Here is a 23,292-nt window from a genome sequence, read left to right on the forward strand (position 1 = left end):
ATTAATCTCTAATATTTAAGAACAAATAGAAGTATTGTCTTCAAAAAGCTAATAATTTTGGGTTTAGATGCGTTTTTTGCCAAAGAAATCTTTTAGCAATTGAGCAGCCTCTCTCTGACAGATTCCTTTGACAACGCTGGTCTTTGGATGAAGAATTTTTTCTGAAAGCGTTGTATATCCGAATTTTATATCATCTGCGGCATAAACGATTCGACCAATGCGTGCCCATTTCAGTGCTCCGGCACACATGGCGCAGGGTTCAAGCGTAACATACAAAGTGAAGTCTTCCAGATACTTCATCCCGGAATCAGCTGTATACGCTGTTATCAATAGAATTTCGGCATGAGCCGTCACGTCTTTCAGAAGCTCTGTTTGATTGTATGCCCGGGCTACAATGCGGTTGTTGTGCACCAGCACCGCGCCAATCGGGACTTCATCGCTTTGAAATGCTTTTTGTGCTTCTTTCATAGCCTCAGCCATAAATTTTTCATCCATATTTTCCATCATTTGCTGAGTATTTTAATTTCTACACGACGATTCAGTTTTCTTCCCTCTGGCAGATTGTTGTCTGCAATTGGAAGCCGGCTCCCATTACCGATATATTTCATCCGGGTAAGCGCGATTCCTTTGTTGTACAGATATTCGAGAACCGACTTGGCCCGCGCTTCACTCAGCGCCTGATTGTAACGTTCAGTGCCAATAACGTCGGTATGACCCGAAATCTCAATGGTCATTTTCGGATACTGCACCAGAATGTTGTAGATCTTGTTCAGCTCGGCAAAGGAGTAGGGCAGCAACTCGGTTTTGTCGAACTCGAAATATACATTCCGAAGAATTATTGTTTCGCCAATCTCAATGTCTTCCATGAACAGAGAATCTTCTTTTGCGTATTGAACAGGAGGAAAGGAATCTGTCTGATTTTGGATAACATTACATTTGCAATCTTCTACTTTTTTGACCTGATAAAGCCTGAAGTCATCGAAAAGATAATATGCAAATGAATGTATCTCAGCGGTTGCCTGCTCAACAATAGGTGTGTAGCGGGTTTCACGATAATCCGTGAAGTTTCCGATGGTAATATATTTTTCCTCACCACTCGATCTGAACACACCGGAAAACAGATTCCATTGAGTGCGCTCACTCAAAAGACTGTCATGTTTTATCTCCAGCTGAGGCGTGAAGGGAAATTCCTCCGTCGCTTCGTCAAATATCGGCCGGCCATTGCTCATATACACCGAAAGTCCATTGGAGGCAATACCACTGTTGCTCGAAAGCACATAGTAAAACTCAAGACAATAAAGTTTGTTCCGCTCAAGCGGCATGGTGATAACAGTTTGCAGATGCTCATTGTAGCCCCGGGAATATGGATAGCGGCTTGAATCGGCCCGAAGGATCATTCCTGCATATGCATTTCCTGAATGAGGCTCCATGGTTCCCGCAAAATTGCCTGGAATCCCAACTTTGCTTTTAATGCTGCACCGGTTGAAATAGTCCGGGGTTGAAGTGTTGTTAATTAACCAACCAGGGGCCAGTTCGGTCACCCCTTCGAGATAGTGAATGTAATCTTCCGGACAATTCCGGTAGGTCTCAAAGCCTCCGTTATAAATCAGATTTTCCTGACCGATGGCCAGGGCTACAGACAGCTGGAACAATAAAAGCAGAATGATTCTGGTAGTCATATGTAACACAAGGATGTAAAATTAAACTTTTAAAACGATTGAATATTGTAATTTTGCGAAAATTTTTATCCATGTACAGGACTCACACTTGCGGCGAATTACGTCAGGAAAATATAGGACAAACTATTGTACTCAGCGGATGGGTACAGCGAATCCGCGATCTGGGCGGAATGACTTTTATCGATCTCAGAGACAGATATGGTATTACTCAATTGATTTTTGACCTTGACGCAAACAAGGATTTGTGCGAATCCGCGCGCAGCCTGGGTCGTGAATATGTAATCAGAGCAACAGGTATTGTTCTCGAACGGAGCAATAAAAATAAAAATATTCAAACCGGTGATATTGAAATTGAAGTTCAAAAACTGGAAGTGCTGAATAAATCACAGGTTCCGCCTTTTACCATTGAAACCGAAACCGATGGAGGCGAGGAACTCCGTATGAAATACCGCTATCTTGATTTGCGCCGGTCTCCGCTTCAGTTCAATATCCAGCTGCGACATCGTATGGCGCTCGAAGTCAGGAATTATCTGAGCGAAAAGAATTTTATGGAAATCGAAACGCCATATCTGATTCGCTCAACACCAGAAGGAGCGCGCGATTTCATTGTGCCGTCCCGCATGAATGCCAATCAGTTTTATGCACTTCCGCAATCGCCGCAGACTTTCAAACAACTACTTATGGTGTCGGGCTTCGATCGCTATTTCCAAATTGTACGTTGCTTCCGCGACGAAGACCTGCGCGCCGACCGTCAGCCGGAGTTCACCCAGATTGACTGCGAAATGTCGTTTGTTGAACGCGAAGATGTGCTGAACGTTTTCGAAGGACTGACCAAACAATTGTTCAGAAAAATCAAAAATATTGAGCTTCCCGAATTCACCAGAATGCCGTACAGCGAAGCTATACGCCTTTACGGAAGCGACAAACCCGATCTTCGCTTCGGAATGCAGATTCAGGATATCACACAATTTGGCAAAGGAAAGGGTTTTGGTGTTTTTGATTCAGCAGATCATGTGCTGGCGCTTGTGGTTCCCGGTGCTGCTGAGTATACCCGTAAGCAACTGGATGAGCTCACCGACTGGGTGAAAAGACCGCAGATTGGCGCTACCGGACTTATCTGGGCCAAGTTTGCATCTGACGGAACGGCGAAATCTTCGGTAGATAAATTTTTCACAGCCGATGACCTGAAAGCGTGGAAAGATCATTGTGGCGCTGCCGACGGTGATTTGATGCTGATTGTTGCTGGTAATAAAAAGAAAATATTTGGTATTGCTGGCGATCTGCGCCTTGAGCTTGGAAATCAGCTTGGATTGCGCGATTCATCAAAATATGTTGCATTATGGGTGGTCGATTTTCCACTGCTCGAATGGGATGAAGACGCTAAGCGATATTTTGCCATGCATCACCCTTTCACTTCACCGGTAGCCGAAGACATGGAAATGTTGGAATCCGATCCGGGTGCTGTACGTGCCAATGCTTATGACTTAGTTATTAACGGAGTCGAAATTGGCGGAGGCAGCATACGAATTCATGACCGCAATTTGCAGATGCGCATGTTTAGGGCACTTGGATTTACTGAAGAAGAGGCGGCTGCTCAGTTTGGTTTTCTGTTGGGTGCTTTTGAGTATGGTGCTCCTCCCCATGGTGGAATAGCTTTTGGCTTCGACCGCTTTGCCGCCATTCTTGCCGGGCAAAATAATATTCGTGATTTTATTGCATTTCCGAAGAACAACTCAGGCCGCGACCTGATGGCCGATTCTCCTTCGGTGGTCGATCAGAAGCAGCTGGACGAACTCAATATTCGGCTGGTAAAACCTGTATAAAAATAACCTCAGTAGAATTTCACGGTTTTATTTCCGGAATTCTTTCAATCCGTATTTTTCGTAGAACGCTGCACTTTCAGTGTTAAAGTTGTTTATGGCCGCATTCAGCACGGAATCTGCCCGGTAAGACAGTCTGAGTAAGCTGGTGTATTCGGCATCTTTTACAGGAAGCGAAATTTCATTCATCCGGCTGTTGATGTCCGGATAAATATCGTGGGCAATTGTGTTGTATTTGTTGAGCAGGCTGTCGGCTGAATCAAATAAGTCGAAGTTCGGCTTATCGGCTCGCAATGATTGAATATCTTTTTCTGCAGCAGCAATAGAAGCAATGAGGGAGTCGCTAAACCCGTCGAGTAATGCAATGCTGTCCGTAATATTTTTCGTTTTCTTCTTGTTTTTTTTCAGATCGGGCGATTGTATTTCACGCATCAGGTATTGCATACATTGAACATAAGCACTGTCGTGAAAATTTACTTTTTCAACAATTTCCAGCGTTGTATTGTAAACAACATTTGCATCGTTTCGCTTTTCCTGCGAAGGACCGCATGCCGAAATACCTGCGAGCATAAGGGCCGCGATGATTATCAAATTTCTCATTAATAAAAAAGTTGCGTTTATACAGCAAAGGTAGAGAATAATACCAAATTGAAATTGTAGATAGTCCAAAGACGTACTACAAATTCACATTTGGGTTATGCCGTTAACAAATTCAAATTGGGCAACAGTCTGGTTTTAACATTGGACTATTATAAGTAAACACGGTATAAAATTCACTGGATAAAAGACTGGTTAAAACCATTTTTAATTAATAAAAAAAGGCTGTCGTATTTCGACAGCCTTTTGATTCAGAGATTCAGATTGACTTGTGGTAAAACAAATCAGTCTTTCAGCTCAAAGTTGTATTCTTTTGCAAATTCTTTTTGTGCATCCAGAAAATCATCGTTGGCTTTGCTTTCTTTTTCATCAACTACATTGGTAAGCTCTTCCCATTTTTCAAAATCAGCATCAGTCAATGCATCAGCTTCTTTTGTGTAGATTTTTACCATTTCGTCATATTCATTATCAGCCACGTCTTTAAATTCTTTTATGAGGCCAAGCATTGCTTTTCTGAATGTATCTTTTTCATCAAACTCATCCATCTCATCATATTTCTTCTGCATTTCATCCAGAAATTCATTGTATTTTTTGAATGATTTTTTGATGGCGGCTTCGTCCTCTCCATCAACAATTGCATTTACGAAATCGCTTTCGAGATCAAGCATTTCTTTCTGATCTGCAACGATGTTGTCGTTGTGTTTGATAGCATCATCCGTGGTTGGGCCGCATGAGATCATGGTAGCTGCAAAAACAATCCCGAGTAGTAAAAAAATCTTTTTCATAGGTGTGGTTTTGGTTGTAACAACGTTTAGTTTTATCAAAGATATTAAAATAAAATAACACCGTAATTATTTTGCAAAAAATTTAAGGCATTCTTTGTCTATCTTTGCTGTATGAAAGTTGAAATTACCGCACCGGTTGGATCGTATGAGTCGTTGAGAGCTGCTCTTGATGCTGGTGCCGGCTCTGTGTATTTTGGCATCGGCAATCTGAATATGCGGTCTTCTTCCGCAGTCAATTTCCAGCAGGAAGATCTTGCGAATATTATACGTTTGTGTCGTGAAAGTAGCGCCAAAGCTTATCTTGCATTGAACACTGTTATTTTTGATGACGAAACAGATGAGGTTGGTAGCATTCTTAACACGGCTGCTGCCGCGGGAATCGACGCTGTTATAGCAACCGATGTAAGTGTCTTAAATCGCGCTCGCAAGCTGGGTTTGAATGTACACATGTCAACCCAATCCAATATCACCAATGTTGAGGCTGTTGAATTTTTTTCACAATGGGCCGATGTGATGGTTTTGTCGCGCGAAATGTCGCTCGAAAAAGTGAAAAGTTTGCACGATAAAATTGTTGAGCGCAATATCTGCGGGCCATCTGGAAATCTTGTAAGGCTTGAAGCTTTTGCTCACGGAGCTTTGTGCATGGCCGTGAGTGGCAAGTGTTATCTGAGTCTTGATAATCTGAACCGGAGTGCCAACCGTGGCCAGTGTGCGCAGATTTGCCGGAGATCATACCGGGTGACTGACATCGAGGGCGGCACCGAACTGCTCATCGATAACAAATATATTATGTCGCCCCGCGATCTTTGCACCGTTGGTTTCCTTGACAAGCTGATTGGTGCAGGCATTTCGGTGTTGAAAATTGAAGGTCGCGGACGTCCGCCGGAATATGTTTCTGCCGTAGTGAAAGTGTATTCAGAAGCGCTGGAAGCAATTGAAAACAACACCTATTCTCCCAAAGCTATTGAAGAATGGATGAAGCGGCTTGAGAAAGTCTATAACCGTGGCTTCTGGGAAGGTTATTACATGGGAAAATCAACCGGGGAGTGGACGGATCGACATGGTTCTTCGGCGACTGAACGACGTGAATTTATCGGGAAAGTGACCAATTACTTTTCGAAACTTGGTGTTGCCGAAGTAAAAGCCGAAACCGGAGCTGTTTACCCGGACACACTTATAACAATTACAGGCCCAACGACGGGCCTGTATGAGGGAAAAATCGAAGAGCTTCATCTCGACAAAGGCAAAGCCGCAATGGCGCCTCAGGGGGCCCGGTTTGCTTTTGCCGTTTCACGCATGGTGCGCCGTGGCGACATGGTGTTTCGCATCGTTCCGGCAAATGATTAATCGACCAGCCTGAAATGGACAGGTAACGTGAGTTTCACTCTGACTGGTCTGCCAAGACTGTTTTTGCCAGGAATCCATGGAGGCATACTCTTTACCACCCGAATGGCTTCACCATCGCACTGGCCGCCTATGCCGCGTTCAAGTTTAACATGAGTGACCTCGCCGGTTTTTTCGACTACAAATGAAATATAGACTTTTCCTTGAAGACCAATTTCACGATCCTGAGTCGGATAGTGAATGTTCTCGCCCATGAATTGTGCTAACGCCGCATCACCACCCGGAAATTCAGGCATGACCGGAGGTACAATGATAATGTTGGTATCTACGATCTGGGGTTGTTCTTCAGGAATAGAAATTGGTGTGAAAACAGGTCCCTGCGGCTGTTCATTCCATTCGGGATTGAATATTTCGGGGGTAGTCAAAACTTCTTCCTGTGTGATTTTGATTTCTGTCGCCATTTTGGGCGGCGGTGGAATTTCTTTTGTCTTAATACAAATAATCGGATCCGTATCAACAATGTCAAATGGAGTTTTATTCTGAATGACATCTTCTGATGGGTAGGTTTTCCATTCAAAGGCTGCAAGTACAATAAAGAGTGCTACAACCAGACCGGTTTCGAAAAACAGACTTTTGTAATGTTCCAGGTTTTTCGATTTTTTCTTTTTCGTTTCCATAACGTTGGTTTTTAAGATTAATGATTCAAGTTATGGATGCCGAGCCCGTTTTGCAATGAGCCATCAGTGTAGTTGCTGTTCTGGAAAGTAAAAGGCAATAAAAAAACCGGCAAAGGCCGGTTTCTTCAATAAGTTATTTTAAATCTAACCTGCAAGAATGAATCGGATAGGCAGGTTAAACTGTACGCGAACAGGTTTTCCACGCTGCTTGCCAGGAGTCCATGAGGGCATGTTTTTTACAACGCGAGTGGCTTCTTCATCGCAACCACCACCAATACCGCGAAGAATTTTCACATTTGAAATTGCGCCATTGGGTTCTACAACGAAAGTCACAAACACAGTTCCCTGAATATTGCTTTCACGTGCCAACTGCGGATATTTAATATTGTTGCGCAGATAATCCATCAGTGATGATTCACCTCCCGGGAAGCCAGGCTGTTCTTCAACAATGGTGAAAATTTCAGCTTCTACAACCTGAACATCTTCGCCATCATCAACCGGAGCAACAAAGTCACCGACTTCAGTATCCTGGTCATCTTCGGCATTAATATCGAGATCGTCCTGCACTTCTACATCATCGTCAACGATTTCGAGAAGCGTAGTCTGAGGCTCTGGTTGAGGAGGTTCTGGTTCTTCCTGACGGGTGATTTCGACCATTTCTTCAGGAATATCAACAACCTGCATTTGGTCAAAGCCAGATGAGTTGTCGTCGTATTTTTTCCATTCAAACGCCATCAGCATTAAACCCAGCGCAATAACTAAACCTGCTTCGAGGAAAAGGCCCTTGAATCTTTCAAGGTCGTATTTCGGGTTTTTCTTGATATCCATGGTAAATAATTTTAATGATTCTGAGCAAAGATGAATTAAAACAAAAAATCCACAAACACTATTTCAGAAAAAGGCCAATAGAGATAAGTTTATGGCCCGAAATGGGGTTTTTTGCTTAAATTCTGATGGTATTAATGACCTGTGTGAGCAGTATAGCTGGCTGCATTCATAAGGTCGTTCAGCTGAGCGGGGTCAGAAATTTTGATTTTCACGATCCAGCCTTCGCCGTAAGGATCTTTATTGATCAGGTCGGGAGTTTCTTTCACTTTTTCGTTGAATTCGAGAACTTCGCCGCCGACTGGCATGTAAACATCGGTTACGGTTTTCACGGCCTCAATGGTTCCAAGCGCTTCTTCGCGATCGAGGGTTTCGCCAACAGTTTCAACTTCTACAAAAACGACATCACCCAGTTCTGATTGAGCGAAATCACTAACGCCGATAAATGCAGTTTCGCCTTCAACGCGAACCCATTCATGACTTTTGGTGTAGAGTAAATTTTCAGGAATATTCATTGCGAATTTGATTTTAATGCCCAAAATTACATTATTTTTTTAAATCCGGCAATGTCAGACAGAAATTTTATTGTGCCAGCGAGAAGCGGAGGCTGATTCCTGCATTGGTGTTGCTGTTGAGGAACTGCGACGAAATATAGGGGTTGTTTATAACCTTGTCGAAGAATGCGCGGATGGTAAATTTCTGACTCAGCATGTATTCTGCTGAAAGGTTGATGGAAACGACTTTCTGTCCGGCACTGATCTGATCAACATTTTCAACAATTTTGCGGAGCACGGTTTTGTTGTTTCGAATCGAGAAATCGGCTTTCAGACTCAGGTCGCTCTTGAAATCCTTACCTGAAATCTCGAATCGCACATCCTTGAACCTGTAGCCAAGTCCAACAGTAATTTCGCCGGAAATGACCTCCGTCATTTGATTATTGGCAAAACTTACAGCCAGATTCCGCGATTTTTTGTACTCAACCTTGCTGATCAGACTGTTTTTCCAGGTCAGATCAATGTTCAACAGTGGGCTGAACTGTTCTGTAATACTTACCTGAGCAATTTCATACTTTGGCAAATAGTTGCCCAGTGCGTCTTTCACTATAGTGTATCCGTCTGCATCTGAATCTGAGAACAGTACATTGGAGGTGTATCCGCCAATATTATAGGTGCAGCGGTAAGCATGAGAAATGGTGGCGTTTTTGAATCTTTTCTTCACCCAGGGTATTTCAGTCAGGCCATTGTAAGTCAGGCGCCAGTTGGGCAAAGGAATACGCGGAAATTTAGAGCTGATATATTTTTTTGGATTATTTCCGGTATAGGCAGCAAGAAATGCCGGAATCAGCACCTCTTGTGAAGTGGGGCCATATCCGCTGGGGAAAATCTGACCGGTAATGGAGTCTGTAAAATAGGTTCCATCCCAAACCGTGCTTGCCTGAGCTACCTGAGCAGCAATGTCGGGTCTGATGGATTTGAAATACTCAAACGTTTTATTTGAATAATCATCATAGTCTTGTATAAATGCAGTACTCCAGGTAACTATTGATAAACTGAAACTTCCATTATCAATTCCGGAGTAGGATCTGAAGGCATCAGTGGCTTCATTATATTTGAAATACTCGCTGTGGTTTTCAGTGAAATTCCGCATAGCGGTGATTTCAATCTTCATGTTTTTCATTGGCTCCAGCGAAACTCTAGCATTCAGGTTTTCGTTTTTCCTTTTGGCAAATGCGTTGTTGAAGAGTGAGTCTTTCGACAGGAGGTTGCTCTGAACCAGCGATGGCCTGATATCGCGCTGATCTCCAAAAACAAATCCCCAGCCCGGAGCCTGATTTTTGAGATCCATTCCTAAAAGGTCCATGCCTCCACGGTAACCCGGGAGATAGGTGCCTTCGGCCAGCGTGTAGGAAAGCGACACGTTTTTAGTCATCATCAGCAGTTTCAGGAAATTATCTGCAACTTTTTTAAATAATGAAATGGTATCCTTATCGCTGGTGCCGGCAGAATCATTGACCATGGCTTCAACTCTGGCATTTATATTTTGTCTGGGTTTAGTCGAAGTCTGATTGAGTTTTTTCAGATAGGGGATTTTATTGTACAGATTCACCAGATTGCCGTTGATATTGGCAGAGATTGAACGATTATTTTCAATGGTGTTTCCGTATGGGCTATCGGCGTATTCGCCCAGCGAATCTTTGTAAAGCGCAGCAGCGGTCCATTTATAATCGCCGCCATATTGCAGAGAAGAGCTGATCCAGTCAAGCATGGGGAGTTTATTGATCGGCAACGCATAGTTTACTTTCAGCGACTGATTGTAATTGGTAATGCGACCCATCGATTTCACGTTCTGCCAGATGGAATCCATTTTTGCCTGGTAGTCGCTGTCGGCCTTGTCGATGCTTCCCGGTGGTTCATCAATACGGGCATTGGCATTGGCAATAAAATCAATTTTAATACTTTTGGTCAGATCGTATTTGAGCGAATAGGTACGGTTCCACGAGAAAGTTTTGAGATAAGTGGGCTCAATCAGAATGAGTGCATCCGATTTATTGCGCAGTAGATTTTCCTCATATCCCCGGTCAAGATCGGTGCGGAACGAAAGCGATTTTGGCATCAGATAAAAATTGAAATCGCCGAAAAACCTGAGCGCTTTTTTATTCAAAATCTTCACTTTTTTAAACGGGATATAATTTTTCGGATTTGAGGAATAATTGTATCCCAGCGCACCACGGTATGTTTTTGTCAGATTATATTCCACATCAATATTCCGCATAAAAATTTCGTTGTATGCGTATGTGAGGTCAAAGTTTGAAAGATCGTAAATTCTGTTTTTGGTGCTTGTTCCCGTTTTTTCTTTCCGTACATTGACAAAGTTCAGACTTTTGCGTCGCGTGTAACTCTGCACCAATTGCATTATAGAATCTCTTTCTACCGGATCATTGTAGGTGTCAAGGTCTTCAGAAAGCAGCAAATCCGGATTCAATGGGTTGTACTGCGGATTACTGAAGGTTTCACTCAAATCGAAGTGCATCGGAATTTTCATTCCGGATTTTTCAGGCAGGAATTTTCCAAGCTCTATATTGGTGGCCAGATCATACGACATTATGTTTTCTTTCTGGCGCTCCGACACTTTTTTCTCAATACTTCCGAATCCGGCGGTTGACATATTTCCAACAACGGCAACGTTTCCAATGTCGGCCAGATCGGCGGTAACCCTTGTGGTAGCTGCCCATCCGCCATCTTCGTCAAAGTCGGTTAGTCGTAATTCATTTACCCAGATTTCGGCACATTTAGACTGACCATCATCTGAAAGATTAGTCGGGCTGCGCTTTGGATTGCGTATGCCAATCATGATTGTCCTGACGTCGCTGAGATTTGGAATACCGACGATGGTAATTTTGTTCAATCCATCAAACTTGTAAAACGGAGTAAGAAGGGTCACGCCTGAGTTATCCTGGCGCATGGCCACATTCCGTGCTTTCTTCAGTTCAACAAGGCTGTCGAGATTGAAATCGAGCGAATCGGCCCAGACCAGGTGATTGATATCCGGATCCTGCGCACTGATATTAAGGTCGGTTGGATGAAGCGGAACTTCGTATTCGTAGAAATTATCTGTAAAGTCGGTACCTAAACGGATAAAAACAGAGAGGTCACCGTCATTCAGCGTATATGCTTCTGGCTGAGAAAGTTCAGAGTGAATGAACATCTTCATTTTTTTGTACTGACGAATATCAAATTCGCAGGTTTTGTACACCGCGCGCGCATCTCCGTCTGTCAGGTTGCAGGCTTTAAGAACAAGGGCCTGCTCGTTCATTTCATACATGGTGTTTGAGCCCCAGCCAACTTCGCGCTCAATACTTGGCGGAAGCACATAAGGAATGGGCGTGCGGCTGCCGTTTTCTTCGATGTTGACTGCAGAAATATCAAACGAAGTTCCGTTCTGATCGTCGCCGGGAATGTATTCACCCGGGTAGAGCAGGGCGTTTTCATATTTTCGCCACTGGCTGCGGGCAAGCTCCATGGTTGCAAAACGCAAAACTATGGGTTCGGAAAATTCGCGCATCAGGATGCGGATAAATCGGATCGATTTAAAGTCGTAAATGTCGCCAACCACCAGGTCCGGATCTTTTACCGGAATTTTAAACTGGTACCATTTTACTGAAGCGGTAGTCCCGTCATTCAGGTTGGCAGAAGCATTGAAAACATCGGTAATATAGTTCTGACCTACCACCATTTTAGATGGCTGCATGTCAATTACATATTGAAAATATCTTTCCGATTCGTTGAGTGTGTTGTCGCGGTTAATGTCCTCTACGTTGGGCAGGGTGGTCGATGATGTCGGGTAGTCTTCGGGTGACTGGTCGCTGGTTGGGCTGTTACCTTCAACTCCGTTGTATCGTTTATATCTTTCAAGAATATCAAGTTCATCAGCATCGTAATCCGTGCCACGGAAATAATGGAAATTGTCGTTTGAAGGGTCGTCGATTGCTTTGGTGTATGCCTGAGAGGATGTGCCAAAAATAGTTTCAATCGCGTTCAGATATGCAGTGGCATAAAACGAGGTTTCATCAGCATCCGATAATCCGTCGAGTCCGATATCCTGATACTGACGCGATGTGGGGTCATTATCGAAAGAATTGACCAGCGCTTGCATCAAAGGCACGCGACCCCATTGGGTTGTATCGACGTTTTCAATAACACTGGATGTAGGCAGACCATTTTCGTAACTTTTACGGTGATCGCGGAGAAGATCCTCGGAAATATCGCCCAGGTTGAAAATCACTTTACCGCCAGTGTGAGCCGGATTGTAGATGAAAGGATCCATCATCCAGAATTCAATGTATTCGACATTGGTTTCCTCAAAGTCCGGTGTTTCTATTTTGCGCATCATGCCTGCCCATCGTGTCGAAGGATCGGCCAGATTTCCGTCGGCATCGATACCGGCAGAAACAGTAGTTGGGTTGACATCGAAGTTGTATGGACCTTTTTCCCCTGGATAATAGGCCATATCAAGCACCGCAATGTTGGTGACGATGTTGTTTACGTTTTCTTTTTTCGGGAAAACCTCGGTCTCGAGCACTTCGCGCATGTAGTGATTCGAAAGCATAGCCGGATCATTGGCGATGTGATCGGGAGTAAGGTTGTTGTCGCGGAAGAATAGTGGATCTATGACATACCACGCAAGCCGGGCCCGGTTGAAACCACTGATAAGCGAAGTGTCATTGGTGGCTTCAGGAAAGAATGACGCTTGTCCCTGCGGAATGGAAGCATGAAACCATGTGCCGATATTCTTTATGTCGATCGATGATTTACTGCCCTCAAAATCGTCGATGTAGGCTGTTCCTGTTTTTCCGATTGCCCGGGCGTGCCCCGGAATCAGATTGGCTACTTCGGCATCAATTGTCACACGTGACGGAGCTTTGGTTTCAATCATGGGCAGGAAGTCAACCAACTTGGTGATAAGCCGTGACTCGGTCTGATAAGAAAGATTAAGACCCCACATGGTGTTGGAAATTGGCTCTTCACCAATATTCACTTTATAGGTATAAGGTCTTTCAGTAAGATTCATAATGGTGGCACCGACCAGGAAGTTTTTGTTTACATCATAATCGATGTGGGTACCGAGAAATGTTTTGGTCTGAATAGAGAACAGGGAGTTGCTTTCAAGACTGATATTGATGGGAGCACCGCTGTTGAGAATACCTTCGTTAATGATTTTCAAACGTCCAAGTGTGTAATCGACCGTGTAATCAACGTTTTCGGCCAGCAAAATGCCACCGGCAGTCACTTTAACACTTCCTTGCGGAATATTCATGGCATTGAGCGAAATCTCATTTCCGACCGACGATTTGAATTCTCCGGCAATGGTAAAGCGGTTCTTATTGGGGAACTGTCTGGCGCCGGTTTTTGTCATGGTGTATAACGAGTCGTAGCAATATTTATCGGCTAATGCCTGGTCTCCTAAAAGGACACGGAGATCTTTGCCGAATGGCTCCAGCAGCGGGAAAAACACTCGTCCGTTTTTCGAATTGATTGTTCCGCCATTGGTAGCAGCATTGTCAATAAAGTCAAAAAACCCGTCAGGTTCAGGATCGCTGTTGGCATTCAGGTTATCCATATTCATGACGCGTATCAGCGGAATACCCTGCAGATCACCTTCGGTGAAATAGCCAGCGGGAATGCCGAGGGCATCGCTTTTATAAAGCACATCAAGGCGAAAATCATCCGGATTGACTTGATAGCCGCCGATGGAATATACGTTTTTCATCATCAGTCCCCAGAGCGGAACTTTGGTGTTCTGAGCTGTTCCCTTCAATAGTTTCACCACCAGACAGCCGGGAGCTGCAATACCTCCGTTGGAAAATTCGCCGACCTGAAAAACACTGTCGTAGCCGAGAATGGTGTATTGAAAAGCTACGGCAAGGACCTGATCATCATTCAGGGTGGAATTCAGCGAGATGAAACCAAGCTTTGAATTGTATGTGTATTCGGTAGGTGAGAGCAGACGCGCGTTTTCAATTTTTTCATAGTCGGTTCCAGCAACAAGTCCGGTACCATTCATATATGAATTCACGCTGTTGATGTCACGGATCTGGTTGATGTTGACTATATCGAAAAGTCCGTTTGATTCGTTGTCTGGAAAAACCGCTTCCGGAGTTACATAAGTCGGGATGACGGGATTGTAGGGAGTTTTTTCACCAAGATCCATCAAAGCGACGATGTTGCGGTTCTCCTGAGTGGCAGCTCCGATGTTGGTTACCCAGACCTCCATTTTGGTGATATTAATGGGAGAACCGACTATGGGGAGATTTTCCAGCCACTTGTTATAATTGTCTTTGAAATAATGCGCAACAAGGAAGTGCTTCTTTTCTTCGTACTCATCGCAGTAGAGCTCGAATTCACTTGTTTGAGCGCCGCCGGAAACAGTGATGTTTGAAGTCTGACTTTTTTGCTGTGATACAACCGAAGTAACGGTCACCTTGCCGAATTGAAGCTTCGACTTGATGCCGAACAAACTCTGACTTCCGTTGATGAGTGTAGTATTTAACGGCAAAGTGACATCTCCGGCTTCGATACTTTTGATGATTTCGTCTTCCTTGCCTTCGTACTGAAGCTTCATTTTATTTTCAAACTCAAACGAAGATTCAGTGTTATATTTCACCCCAAAATCAACTTTGTCGCCGATCTTGGCCTGCACGTTCATCTGTATTTTTTCCTGAAAGTCAAAATTGGCGGTGCGTCGTTGTTTCACATTAAGGGCCGGATCGTCGCGGCGGTTGGCATTAACCCCAAAAATAAGTTCAGCCGTTCCTGATGGGCGGATATCAATGGTGTTTGAACCAAAAATTCCTTCGCCCCCCATGCCTGGAATGTTGAATGAAATTCCACCGGCGCCATTTCTTTTGCCCGATGCCATCGATCGTTCGCTCCAATAATCCTTAATTGCCTTGTCGAAATCATATTGAAAATACTCATCCTGAGTCATTCGATACGATGGTCTGTAATCAATATCGCCAATCTGTCTTTTGAATATATATTCTCCGGTTTCGGGATCAAATTCTACCGTATCACTAATGTTTTTCGGATCACTCAGAAAAAGCGGATGATCTTTGTCTTCGGTAGAGTAGTACGGATCGTCGTAGAACGGATAGACCAGAGAGTCGGTATCCGCAGGCATAGTCATTACTTGCTGGGGTTTGAAAACGGTTTCTCGTTTTTGCGGGGCAGGCGAAAACATCTGCACTGCAACCAGAGCAATCGTTGTAACAACAGGGAAATATACAAGACCTTTCACCTAATCCTTCTTGTTTGTTCTACAAATATTTCAATGCCAAGCGAATAACATCTTCAACAGTAGTCAGTTCGCCGGACTTCAATGCGTGATCAACAGCTTTTTCGGCAGCCTGCCGGGCAAAGCCGAGTTGAGCCAATGCAGATAACGCTTCTTGCCGGATTGTATTGTGTTGCGGCGAAACATTTTCTGAAACATAGCTCCCCTTCTCAAATTTGCCTCGCAAATCCACAATAATTCTTTCGGCTGTTTTTTGGCCAATCCCTTTCACTTTTTGAAGCAGCGCCACATTGTTGTTGCTAACAGCTTCAACAACTCCCGAAGGATTCATAGCCGACAGAATAACACGCGCAGTATTGGCTCCAACACCAGAAACGCCAATCAAGAGTCTGAAAATAACGCGTTCTTCTTCGGAATGAAAGCCAAATAGAAACTGGCCATCTTCTCTGAATATGTGATGAGTCAGAAGTTTTACCGTTTCCTGGCTCTGAATTTTTTCGTAAGTATTGAGCGAAATGCTGACAAAATAACCGACTCCGTTGCATTCAACCACAACGAAGGCAGGATTTATTTCAGCAACTTTGCCATGGAGGAAATGAATCATAACGTGCTTTTAACCTTATTGATTGCGAATTGAAGGGCTTGTTCAATAATTTCCGAAGGAGGGTCGGGTAAAAATCCTCCATCAGACATTGATTTTACGAGGTTTCTTGAATAGTCTATATCACGCTTTGCCCATTCGTAGGCTTTTTCACGCGAAAGTGTATTTCTTGCAACGCCGTCCTTGATGGCCTGCATGGCCACATCGGCTGCTTCGAACGGAAAAACATCGGCTTCGTCCATGGTAGGGACAATGTTTTCGGGATTTATTCCGCGTTTTTCGGCGTAACCGGCCAGTGAATGTGCTGCTGCAATGGCCATGTTGTCGGTTATCTTGCGGGCCCTGACCATCAAGGCTCCTTTCAGAATGCCCGGAAAACCAATCGAATTGTTCACCTGATTTGGGAAATCACCACGGCCGGTGGCAACAATGAACGCGCCTGCTTCTTTGGCTGCATAGGGATATATTTCAGGAACCGGATTGGCGCATACGAAAACGACCGACTTCGGCGCCATCAGTTTGATCCAGTCTTTTCTGATGGTGTCTGGCCCCGGGGTTGAAAGCGATATCAGCACATCAGCGCCGTTCATGGCTTCTTCCATGGTGCCGGTACAATCCGGATTGGTGCTGCAACATAATTCCCATTTGCGGTAAAAACGTGTGTCCGCTTCAATATCTTTGCGGTTCTTATTCAATGAGCCTTTACTGTCGAAAATGATGATTTTTTTCGGATCAGCTCCATCGGTAATCAGCAAGCGGGCAATGGTTGTGTTTGAAGCGCCAGCGCCGAAAAGAACGAATTTTGCTTCGCTCATTTTTTTACCGGCAAGTTTCAGGGCGTTTATCACTCCGGCCAGCGTTACACTGGCAGTGCCTTGTGCGTCGTCGTGCCACACAGGAATTTCGCATTCCTCGCGCAGAACATCAAGCACTTTGAAGCAATTCGGCTGGCTTATATCTTCGAGATTCACAGCTCCAAAGCTGTGTTGAACCATTTTTACGAATTCAATAATTTTGTCAGGATCGTTTTTACCATCTTTGCCTTTACTGTCGATGCAAAGAGCAACGCCATCAACGCCCCCCAGATATTTCATAAGGTAAGCCTTGCCTTCCATTACACCAAGTCCACCTGAAGGAGTGACATCACCGTCGCCCAGAACGCGGGTGCTGTCGCTGATAACAGCAACCAGGTTTCCGCGGTTTGAAAGATCGAACGACAAATCATTGTTGTCGCGGATTCCGGTTGAAACAGAAGAAACACCAGGCGTGTACCAGACGTTGAACCAGTTGAAACCGGGAACAGGGGCTTTCGGCACAGTCTGAATTTTACCACCATAGTGATGGTGTGCCAGTTCTGAAAGTTTTTTAAGAAAAATAGTTTGAGCTTCAGCCAATTGGCCGGGTGTGAAATCAGCAGGCATTAGCCGGTCCAGTTTTTCCAACTTTAGTGTGGACGGATCCATCGTTTATCTTATTATTTAAAGGAACAAAAGTAATCAAAACTGATTTAATGGCAGTAAATTATTAACAGTCTGACTTACAGAATTTTGTTTTTAAACAGGCAGGCGTCGCCATAGCTCAGAAACCGCAATTGATTTGTTTTCGCAAAATCATAGGCTTCCTGCCAGTTTTCTGACGAAAATGCATCGACCAGCATCAGTAAGGTGCTTTTGGGCTGATGGAAATTGGTAATCAGATAGTCGGCGGTTCGTACAGGCCTGCCTTTGGTAATGAAGAGTGACGTGTTTCCACTTAGTCCGGACCCTTTTTTTTCCGCCATTTGATGCAGATTATTAAATGCCTCACTGCGCGAAAGTGAATTTTCAGCATGCCATTTATCCCACTGATGAATTGTAAATGTTGAATGAGTAGCGCTAATACCGGACTTGTTTTTTTCTGCAAAAATATACATGCTTTCAAGCGCCCGAAGAGTTGTAGTACCAACCACGACCCAGGGTTTGCCCGCATTTTCGGCAAGGATTTTCAATTGTTGCCTCGAAATAAACAAAGGTTCTGTATGCATTTCATGATCTGCAATATTTCCTTTTACCGGTCTGAATGTGCCAAGCCCGACATGTAGTGTTAATGCCACCTGCGTGATTCCACTCCTGTCAAGGTCCTGCAACTGGCTTTCGGTAAAGTGCAGCCCTGCAGTGGGCGCCGCTACAGATCCTTCGTTGCGGGCAAAAACTGTCTGATACCGATCACGGTCTTCGTCCACCGTATCTCTGTGAATGTAGGGTGGGAGCGGAACGCGTGCCAGCAAATCAAGTATTTCAGCAAATATTAAATCGTTGTTCCATTCGAACGACACCGTGTCGGCGGCTATTCTTGAAGCTGTCAATATCGAATTGGTTCCGTCGGGGAGTGGAAAATCAATGCGGAGGTTTCCATTCTTCCATTTTGCAGCATTTCCGATCAATACAGTCCACTGACAGGTGTGCTTTGAGGCCAGCGTTAGCTGATAATCGGCATCTCCATCGGGTTGAAGCAAAAATATTTCAATGCGTGCCCCGGTTGTTTTGCTAAATACAAGCCTTGCCGGAATCACTTTTGTTTCGTTGAAAATGAGCAGCGAATTGTTTGGAATGAAATTCTTCAGTTCATTAAAGTCGCTCACAGAAAATGGCTTCCGGTGTGCCAGTAAAATCTTTGAACCGCCTCGTTGTTCCGGAGGAAATTGCGCAATATTTTCTTCAGGTAAATGGTAATCGTAATCCTTAATGTCGAGTTCCGGAAAATTCATGATGGATTCGTGTGTCGCTTCTGTAGCGGTTTTTGATAAAACTGCTTTAGTCAATTTCCTTTGGAGGGAAAATGCCGGGAAGCTCAATATCGTCTTTAATAATATATGCTTCGGGCCACTGCTCTTTTATGCGTTGCTTGAATGCTTCTGCCTCGAGCTTATTTCTGAAATTGCCCACTCTGACTTTATAATAAGGCTCCTGAAAAACAACATAGGCCGATACTTCGGGAAAGCGCGACATGAATTTTCCTTTTTCGCCAAAAGCCTTGTTTTTCGAGTAGTTTCCGGATTCAAAATATATCTGGATTCTGTAACCCGGGAAGCCTTTTACATTTTCATTAAATGCAATATGCTTGGCTACGAGCGTCTCTACGCCTTTATCGCCGAGGATGGTCACTCTTCCCTGTGCATGGGCAAAAGTAAAGGTGGATATTGTTATCAGAACAAAAACCAACAAACGCATAGTTTTTATTTTTTGCAAAGTTACGACTTTTTGGGCATTTGGGTAATCACAAACTATACCTGAAAAATCATAAAAAAAGCCCTGAGTAAATCAGAGCTTTTTCTTTGCAGTTGTAGTGTTTATTTGTCGATGGCAAGCGAAGTTATATCCGTACCATTTTTTGTGGTTACCCTGATGTAGTATAGTCCTTCGGAAAGCGCAGCAACACTTATGTTCAAAACATTATCGTTATAAATTTCGCTGAATACAATTGAACCCTTGGTGTCAAGAATTTCAACCCGCTGAATCTTTTCGGCACTCGTTACAGTTATGACGTTCTGAGCTGGATTCGGGAAAAGGGCTGTTAGTTTGTCAACTTCCTCAAGTGCAGTAATGGAGGCACTGAAATTGACAGATGCGGTGTCATTTGCTGTATTTATATCTGTTGAGTTGTTGGGTTCAGAAGTATATGCAAGAAAAGTATTGTTCGAATTTGAAATGATAATGACATTAAGTACAACAGTGTCGCTTTGTCCGGTCGCCAGATTTCCGGTCCAAGCCGTCGTTTGCAGTGTGCCGGTATTTAGCCTGTAATTAACATTGACCTGAGTTAGATTGATCGTTCCATTATTTTTAATGACTACTTCCGGAGTTTCCGGAATGTCATTACCCGCATAAGAGCCACCGGGAGTGATAATGCTGAATAATTGAGCATCAAGCGTGCTGGCGAAATCACTTATCGGAAGATTGCCAATGTGCGGAATTTTATTCTGCTTGGTAGCCACTACAAGCGCTGTATCCACTGAAGTAAATGCCGGGAAAGTCAGTGTGACAGACGTGTTTGTGCCGGTGTATTGCGCATCAAGCAAAACTCCATTGAGGGAAATGGCGACATAGGTGTATTGTTCGGTGCTAACTACCAGCGAAGTATTTCCAATCTGAGCCGGGTTGTTATAGGTAATGGTGAGCGGATCCGGTTTGGAGAAATAATTCATAACAGATGGGTCGCCCAAAAGGTGATATTCTTCCCAGTAGTATTTTTTGAATGTTGTACTGTAAGTCGAGGCCTGTACGGCAATATTACCTCCAACAACCATTTGCCCGTTTGTAATGAACCAGTCGGTTGTTGCTTCACCATTGTCGTGAAAAACTTTATCATAAGCGCCTAGCCCTGATCCTGCATAGGTGGGATTAGCGGTAATACTTGATGTGTTGCCGATGCCCCACCAATAGTCTCCATCCCAATAGCTGTAGTCCGATGCGCCAATGTATCCAACGGCTCCTTCGTTTACAGCTCTCAGAAGGGCTTCCCCAAAACAATTGCTGTCTTCGAATTTTACGCTCTGGCAGCAGTTCCCAACAAGAAGTCCATATTTGTTGGCATTGTTCAGACTGGCAATTCCGGTAGTTGAAAATGCAGGGTCAGACCATCCGGATGATCCGCAATGCGCTGTATAATTGCCGTATCCGACGCCATCACCAATGATGGAAATTATTTCGGAAGGAACTGTGCCCCCATCGCTGGCCGGATACAAATAGGTGTGAGAATAAATGCCATGAGCCGCATTGAAATAATTGTCTGTTCCATAACTAATTTGTCCGTTTCCGTAGGTCGGGGCATAGGAACCATCAACTCCTGCAATCATAAGCACCGTGTCCATATAGTCAGCAGAAGGCATGGTAAACTTTTCGTACATCAGTGTTTTGTTTATCTGCGGTGTAAGCTGCGCTACAGTCTGTGCTGAAAAACGGCCGTAGTAAATGTCAGGAATATTGTCTGAGGCGCCGCCATAACATGCGTAATACAAATCTGTGACATGAGCGTTCATCGAAGCTCCGTTGAATGCAGGTATCTGAGCAACATCTCCGACAAGCAAAACATAGGTAGGAGCCGGATCGGTTGGCGTACCGGCAGTGTATAATCCCTGTAAATAATTTTTGATGGTAGTTGTTGTTGTACCAACCGCGGCCTGATCGGTATAAGCCTCTACAACATGAAATCCTTTTTCAGTTTTCCATTGAATGAATGGCTGCAAGGCCGTTTCGAACATGCGATCAGCAACAATGACAAATTTTATCGGATAAGTTGTGATTAAATCCTTTGTTGCCGGTTCAGTATAATTGGCCAGTTCTTTATAAAAGCCATCATGAGCCGGACTGAAAAAGTTGGCTTTTCTTTGGTTATACTCAGAATATCCGGCTGCGTCAAAACTAACCGTGAAGCGGATGTTGTATTTTATTTCGATTTTATTACTGACCGGATTATAGGATACTGGGTCAATTTCAATGGTCCCCATATTCACCCCACGCATCTCACCTCCTTCAACAATGCGGATGAGCGGGTTGTTCGAGTATGCATCAATGCCATAAAATGCCTGATCGTAAAGAAACACTATTTCTGACGGATCCGCGCTTTTCGACCACGATGGCTGAGCCGGAATTACCTTGTCGCTAAATCCAAGATCGTCGAGATCGAATTCTGCGACATCAAATAAAATATTGCTGATTTTTGCCGGACCGCTGGTTGGCACTTCAATCAGCTGGCTGAAAACCGGAATACCCGGGCGTCCGTCATCGAAACGTTTGGTGAACTTGGGAAAATCTACAACCGTGAAATTTCCTGCAGAAGTTTCAACTTTTGTTAATGAAAATTCACTGATATTGAGTGCTGCAGTAAAAGACAAACCCTTGTTTGACTCAATTTTCATTTTTGTTTCTTCTCCCTGCACGGGAATTCGAATTGTTTGTGCTGAAGCCGCAATGGCAACGATTATTGCTAAGCCCGTTAGTATAATTTGTTTCATCACCCTGTTTGTTTTACAGAATAAGAGCGATTTTTAAAAAAAATGTTGCATGACTGAAGATAAAATTTTTTCATAACAGTTAACTGTTCAATTAACCTTCGAAGAGTTCCGAACTCTTCAAGGGTTTTCTAAACAGGAATTATACTTTTTTCTCATAATCGGATGCCGGCATTCAGACCGGGCATAAAAGTGTTGAGCCAGGTGTTGCGCTTTATTGATACAGCCAGTCCCAGTGCGGGTACCGGCCTGTACTCTGCTCCAGCCATAAAATATATTTCGTTTTCAACATTTCCGTATTCCAGAAGATAATCTGCGCGTGCGAAAACAGCTGTTTTCTCGCCTGTCTTAAAGGAGGAAAACAGGCTGAAGCCGTTCAGATCTGTACTGACATTATATGAATTGTTTTTCACGAGATTATATTCGGCTCCGGCCATCCATTTCCCTTTTTTGTATCCGGAAAAAATGCTGAAAGCGCTGCGATCAAGCGTGCCTGACTGTGAATGAGGCTGATAGTCTGCGTAAACTTTGAAAATCAAATGCTCTTTTGGCCTGTACTCGGCATTGAAGCAATACTGAAACAACGACTCATTGTCCTGATATCGGAAAGGACCTTCCCCATTCACGACAGTGGCGCTTAGCATCAAAGTTTTAGTGGGGAAGAATTTTATTCTGGCTCCGAAGTCAGCCGGGTTTCCAAAGCGGAAGTATTCCTGCATGGTTGTGTTTACATAGCGCAATCCCCAGTGTTTGTCCTGCACGGTTAGATACTGTTCATTTAAAAGTTGCCCGAAACACAATTCAGCCCAGGGTTTTACTTTCCAGTCAATTTCGGCCATCTTGAGAAATGCGGTGTACTTGCTGCCTTCAAAGTATGATGAGATTCCGATAGTGTCTGGAAAAGTGAAGTTTGTGGTTCGGGTAACATCATAGATGATGGTTGCATTTACTTTTTGCGAAAGGGATTTTTTGTAACCGATTATCGCAGTGTTAATACCAAAGCCAGTATGCGGAGTAGTGTTCTCATTCACGTCATAAACAAAAAATGTATGAATATCGGCAAAGAACTTCCCGGGGTCAGGCTTTGATGTGTCGCTCTGTGAATAAGTATTTAGAACAGTAACGATGATGAGAACAACCAGTGCAATTTTTTTCATAGTAAAACAATTGCAACAAAAATAAAA

Annotated in this window: 16 protein-coding genes; 2 read left to right on the forward strand and 14 right to left on the reverse strand. The window is 43.9% G+C overall.

Annotated elements, in window-relative coordinates; all coding sequences use genetic code 11:
• Nucleotides 1–63: 63 nt before the first annotated feature.
• Entirely contained in the window at nt 64–507 is a 444-nt protein-coding gene (locus A2W93_04975) for a tRNA-specific adenosine deaminase (protein OFY56232.1), read from the reverse strand.
• Nucleotides 504–1,679 carry a hypothetical protein gene (locus tag A2W93_04980; protein ID OFY56233.1) on the reverse strand — a complete coding sequence of 392 codons (1,176 nt, stop codon included), beginning with the start codon at nt 1,677–1,679 and terminating at the stop codon, nt 504–506. Before A2W93_04980 ends, A2W93_04975 begins: the two co-directional genes overlap by 4 nt.
• 71 nt (nt 1,680–1,750) lie before the next feature.
• Here A2W93_04980 and A2W93_04985 point away from each other — a divergent pair, with 71 nt between their 5' ends.
• The gene (locus A2W93_04985) at nt 1,751–3,502 is read left to right on the forward strand and encodes an aspartate--tRNA ligase (GenBank protein OFY56234.1); all 1,752 of its coding nucleotides are present in this window, start codon (nt 1,751–1,753) and stop codon (nt 3,500–3,502) included.
• Between the two features lie 27 nt (nt 3,503–3,529).
• On the opposite strand, the gene A2W93_04990 is transcribed toward A2W93_04985, so the two are convergent.
• Both A2W93_04990 and A2W93_04995 read right to left on the reverse strand, forming a co-directional pair.
• Nucleotides 3,530–4,099: a hypothetical protein gene (locus A2W93_04990; GenBank protein ID OFY56235.1), complete on the reverse strand. Its 570-nt coding sequence runs from the start codon at nt 4,097–4,099 to the stop codon at nt 3,530–3,532.
• A gap of 281 nt (nt 4,100–4,380) precedes the next feature.
• Nucleotides 4,381–4,920, reverse strand: a complete 540-nt coding sequence (locus tag A2W93_04995) for a hypothetical protein (GenBank protein OFY56236.1) — start codon at nt 4,918–4,920, stop codon at nt 4,381–4,383.
• Nucleotides 4,921–4,992: 72 nt separating this feature from the next.
• Between A2W93_04995 and A2W93_05000 the strand changes: the two genes are divergently transcribed.
• Nucleotides 4,993–6,228, forward strand: a complete 1,236-nt coding sequence (locus A2W93_05000; GenBank protein ID OFY56237.1) for a collagenase — start codon at nt 4,993–4,995, stop codon at nt 6,226–6,228.
• Here the strand turns inward: A2W93_05000 and A2W93_05005 are convergent.
• The 10 genes from A2W93_05005 to A2W93_05050 all read right to left on the reverse strand — a co-directional run bounded on the left by A2W93_05005 (nt 6,225) and on the right by A2W93_05050 (nt 23,265).
• The gene (locus A2W93_05005; GenBank protein ID OFY56238.1) at nt 6,225–6,902 is read right to left on the reverse strand and encodes a hypothetical protein; all 678 of its coding nucleotides are present in this window, start codon (nt 6,900–6,902) and stop codon (nt 6,225–6,227) included. The genes A2W93_05000 and A2W93_05005 overlap by 4 nt on opposite strands.
• Nucleotides 6,903–7,046: 144 nt before the next feature.
• Nucleotides 7,047–7,730, reverse strand: a complete 684-nt coding sequence (locus A2W93_05010; GenBank protein ID OFY56239.1) for a hypothetical protein — start codon at nt 7,728–7,730, stop codon at nt 7,047–7,049.
• A 131-nt stretch (nt 7,731–7,861) separates the two neighbouring features.
• On the reverse strand, nt 7,862–8,242 hold the full coding sequence (locus A2W93_05015; GenBank protein OFY56325.1) for a glycine cleavage system protein H: 381 nt from the start codon (nt 8,240–8,242) through the stop codon (nt 7,862–7,864).
• Between the two features lie 67 nt (nt 8,243–8,309).
• Nucleotides 8,310–15,521, reverse strand: coding sequence for a cell surface protein SprA (locus A2W93_05020; protein ID OFY56240.1), 7,212 nt, complete (start codon nt 15,519–15,521; stop codon nt 8,310–8,312).
• A gap of 19 nt (nt 15,522–15,540) precedes the next feature.
• Nucleotides 15,541–16,122 carry a Holliday junction DNA helicase RuvA gene (locus tag A2W93_05025; protein ID OFY56241.1) on the reverse strand — a complete coding sequence of 194 codons (582 nt, stop codon included), beginning with the start codon at nt 16,120–16,122 and terminating at the stop codon, nt 15,541–15,543.
• A complete protein-coding gene (locus tag A2W93_05030; GenBank protein OFY56242.1) occupies nt 16,119–17,582 on the reverse strand; it encodes a malate dehydrogenase in 1,464 nt (487 codons plus the stop codon). Before A2W93_05030 ends, A2W93_05025 begins: the two co-directional genes overlap by 4 nt.
• A 74-nt stretch (nt 17,583–17,656) precedes the next feature.
• Nucleotides 17,657–18,865 carry a hypothetical protein gene (locus A2W93_05035; GenBank protein ID OFY56326.1) on the reverse strand — a complete coding sequence of 403 codons (1,209 nt, stop codon included), beginning with the start codon at nt 18,863–18,865 and terminating at the stop codon, nt 17,657–17,659.
• A gap of 46 nt (nt 18,866–18,911) precedes the next feature.
• A complete protein-coding gene (locus A2W93_05040) occupies nt 18,912–19,328 on the reverse strand; it encodes a hypothetical protein (protein ID OFY56243.1) in 417 nt (138 codons plus the stop codon).
• A 119-nt stretch (nt 19,329–19,447) separates the two neighbouring features.
• Nucleotides 19,448–22,111 carry a hypothetical protein gene (locus A2W93_05045; GenBank protein OFY56244.1) on the reverse strand — a complete coding sequence of 888 codons (2,664 nt, stop codon included), beginning with the start codon at nt 22,109–22,111 and terminating at the stop codon, nt 19,448–19,450.
• Nucleotides 22,112–22,263: 152 nt separating this feature from the next.
• A complete protein-coding gene (locus A2W93_05050) occupies nt 22,264–23,265 on the reverse strand; it encodes a hypothetical protein (GenBank protein OFY56245.1) in 1,002 nt (333 codons plus the stop codon).
• Between the last annotated feature and the right edge of the window lie 27 nt (nt 23,266–23,292).

Source organism: Bacteroidetes bacterium GWF2_43_63 (assembly GCA_001769275.1).
Taxonomy (GTDB): Bacteria; Bacteroidota; Bacteroidia; order Bacteroidales; family DTU049; genus GWF2-43-63.

Coding starts and splice junctions, on each gene's coding strand:
- A2W93_05025 (OFY56241.1), bottom strand. CDS start 16,122: ATGATTCATTTCCTCCATGGCAAAGTTGCTGAAATAAATCCTGCCTTC.
- A2W93_04985 (OFY56234.1), top strand. CDS start 1,751: ATGTACAGGACTCACACTTGCGGCGAATTACGTCAGGAAAATATAGGA.
- A2W93_05030 (OFY56242.1), bottom strand. CDS start 17,582: ATGGATCCGTCCACACTAAAGTTGGAAAAACTGGACCGGCTAATGCCT.
- A2W93_04980 (OFY56233.1), bottom strand. CDS start 1,679: ATGACTACCAGAATCATTCTGCTTTTATTGTTCCAGCTGTCTGTAGCC.
- A2W93_05040 (OFY56243.1), bottom strand. CDS start 19,328: ATGCGTTTGTTGGTTTTTGTTCTGATAACAATATCCACCTTTACTTTT.
- A2W93_04975 (OFY56232.1), bottom strand. CDS start 507: ATGATGGAAAATATGGATGAAAAATTTATGGCTGAGGCTATGAAAGAA.
- A2W93_05000 (OFY56237.1), top strand. CDS start 4,993: ATGAAAGTTGAAATTACCGCACCGGTTGGATCGTATGAGTCGTTGAGA.
- A2W93_05010 (OFY56239.1), bottom strand. CDS start 7,730: ATGGATATCAAGAAAAACCCGAAATACGACCTTGAAAGATTCAAGGGC.
- A2W93_05045 (OFY56244.1), bottom strand. CDS start 22,111: ATGAAACAAATTATACTAACGGGCTTAGCAATAATCGTTGCCATTGCG.
- A2W93_05050 (OFY56245.1), bottom strand. CDS start 23,265: ATGAAAAAAATTGCACTGGTTGTTCTCATCATCGTTACTGTTCTAAAT.
- A2W93_05005 (OFY56238.1), bottom strand. CDS start 6,902: ATGGAAACGAAAAAGAAAAAATCGAAAAACCTGGAACATTACAAAAGT.
- A2W93_05035 (OFY56326.1), bottom strand. CDS start 18,865: ATGAATTTTCCGGAACTCGACATTAAGGATTACGATTACCATTTACCT.
- A2W93_04990 (OFY56235.1), bottom strand. CDS start 4,099: ATGAGAAATTTGATAATCATCGCGGCCCTTATGCTCGCAGGTATTTCG.
- A2W93_05015 (OFY56325.1), bottom strand. CDS start 8,242: ATGAATATTCCTGAAAATTTACTCTACACCAAAAGTCATGAATGGGTT.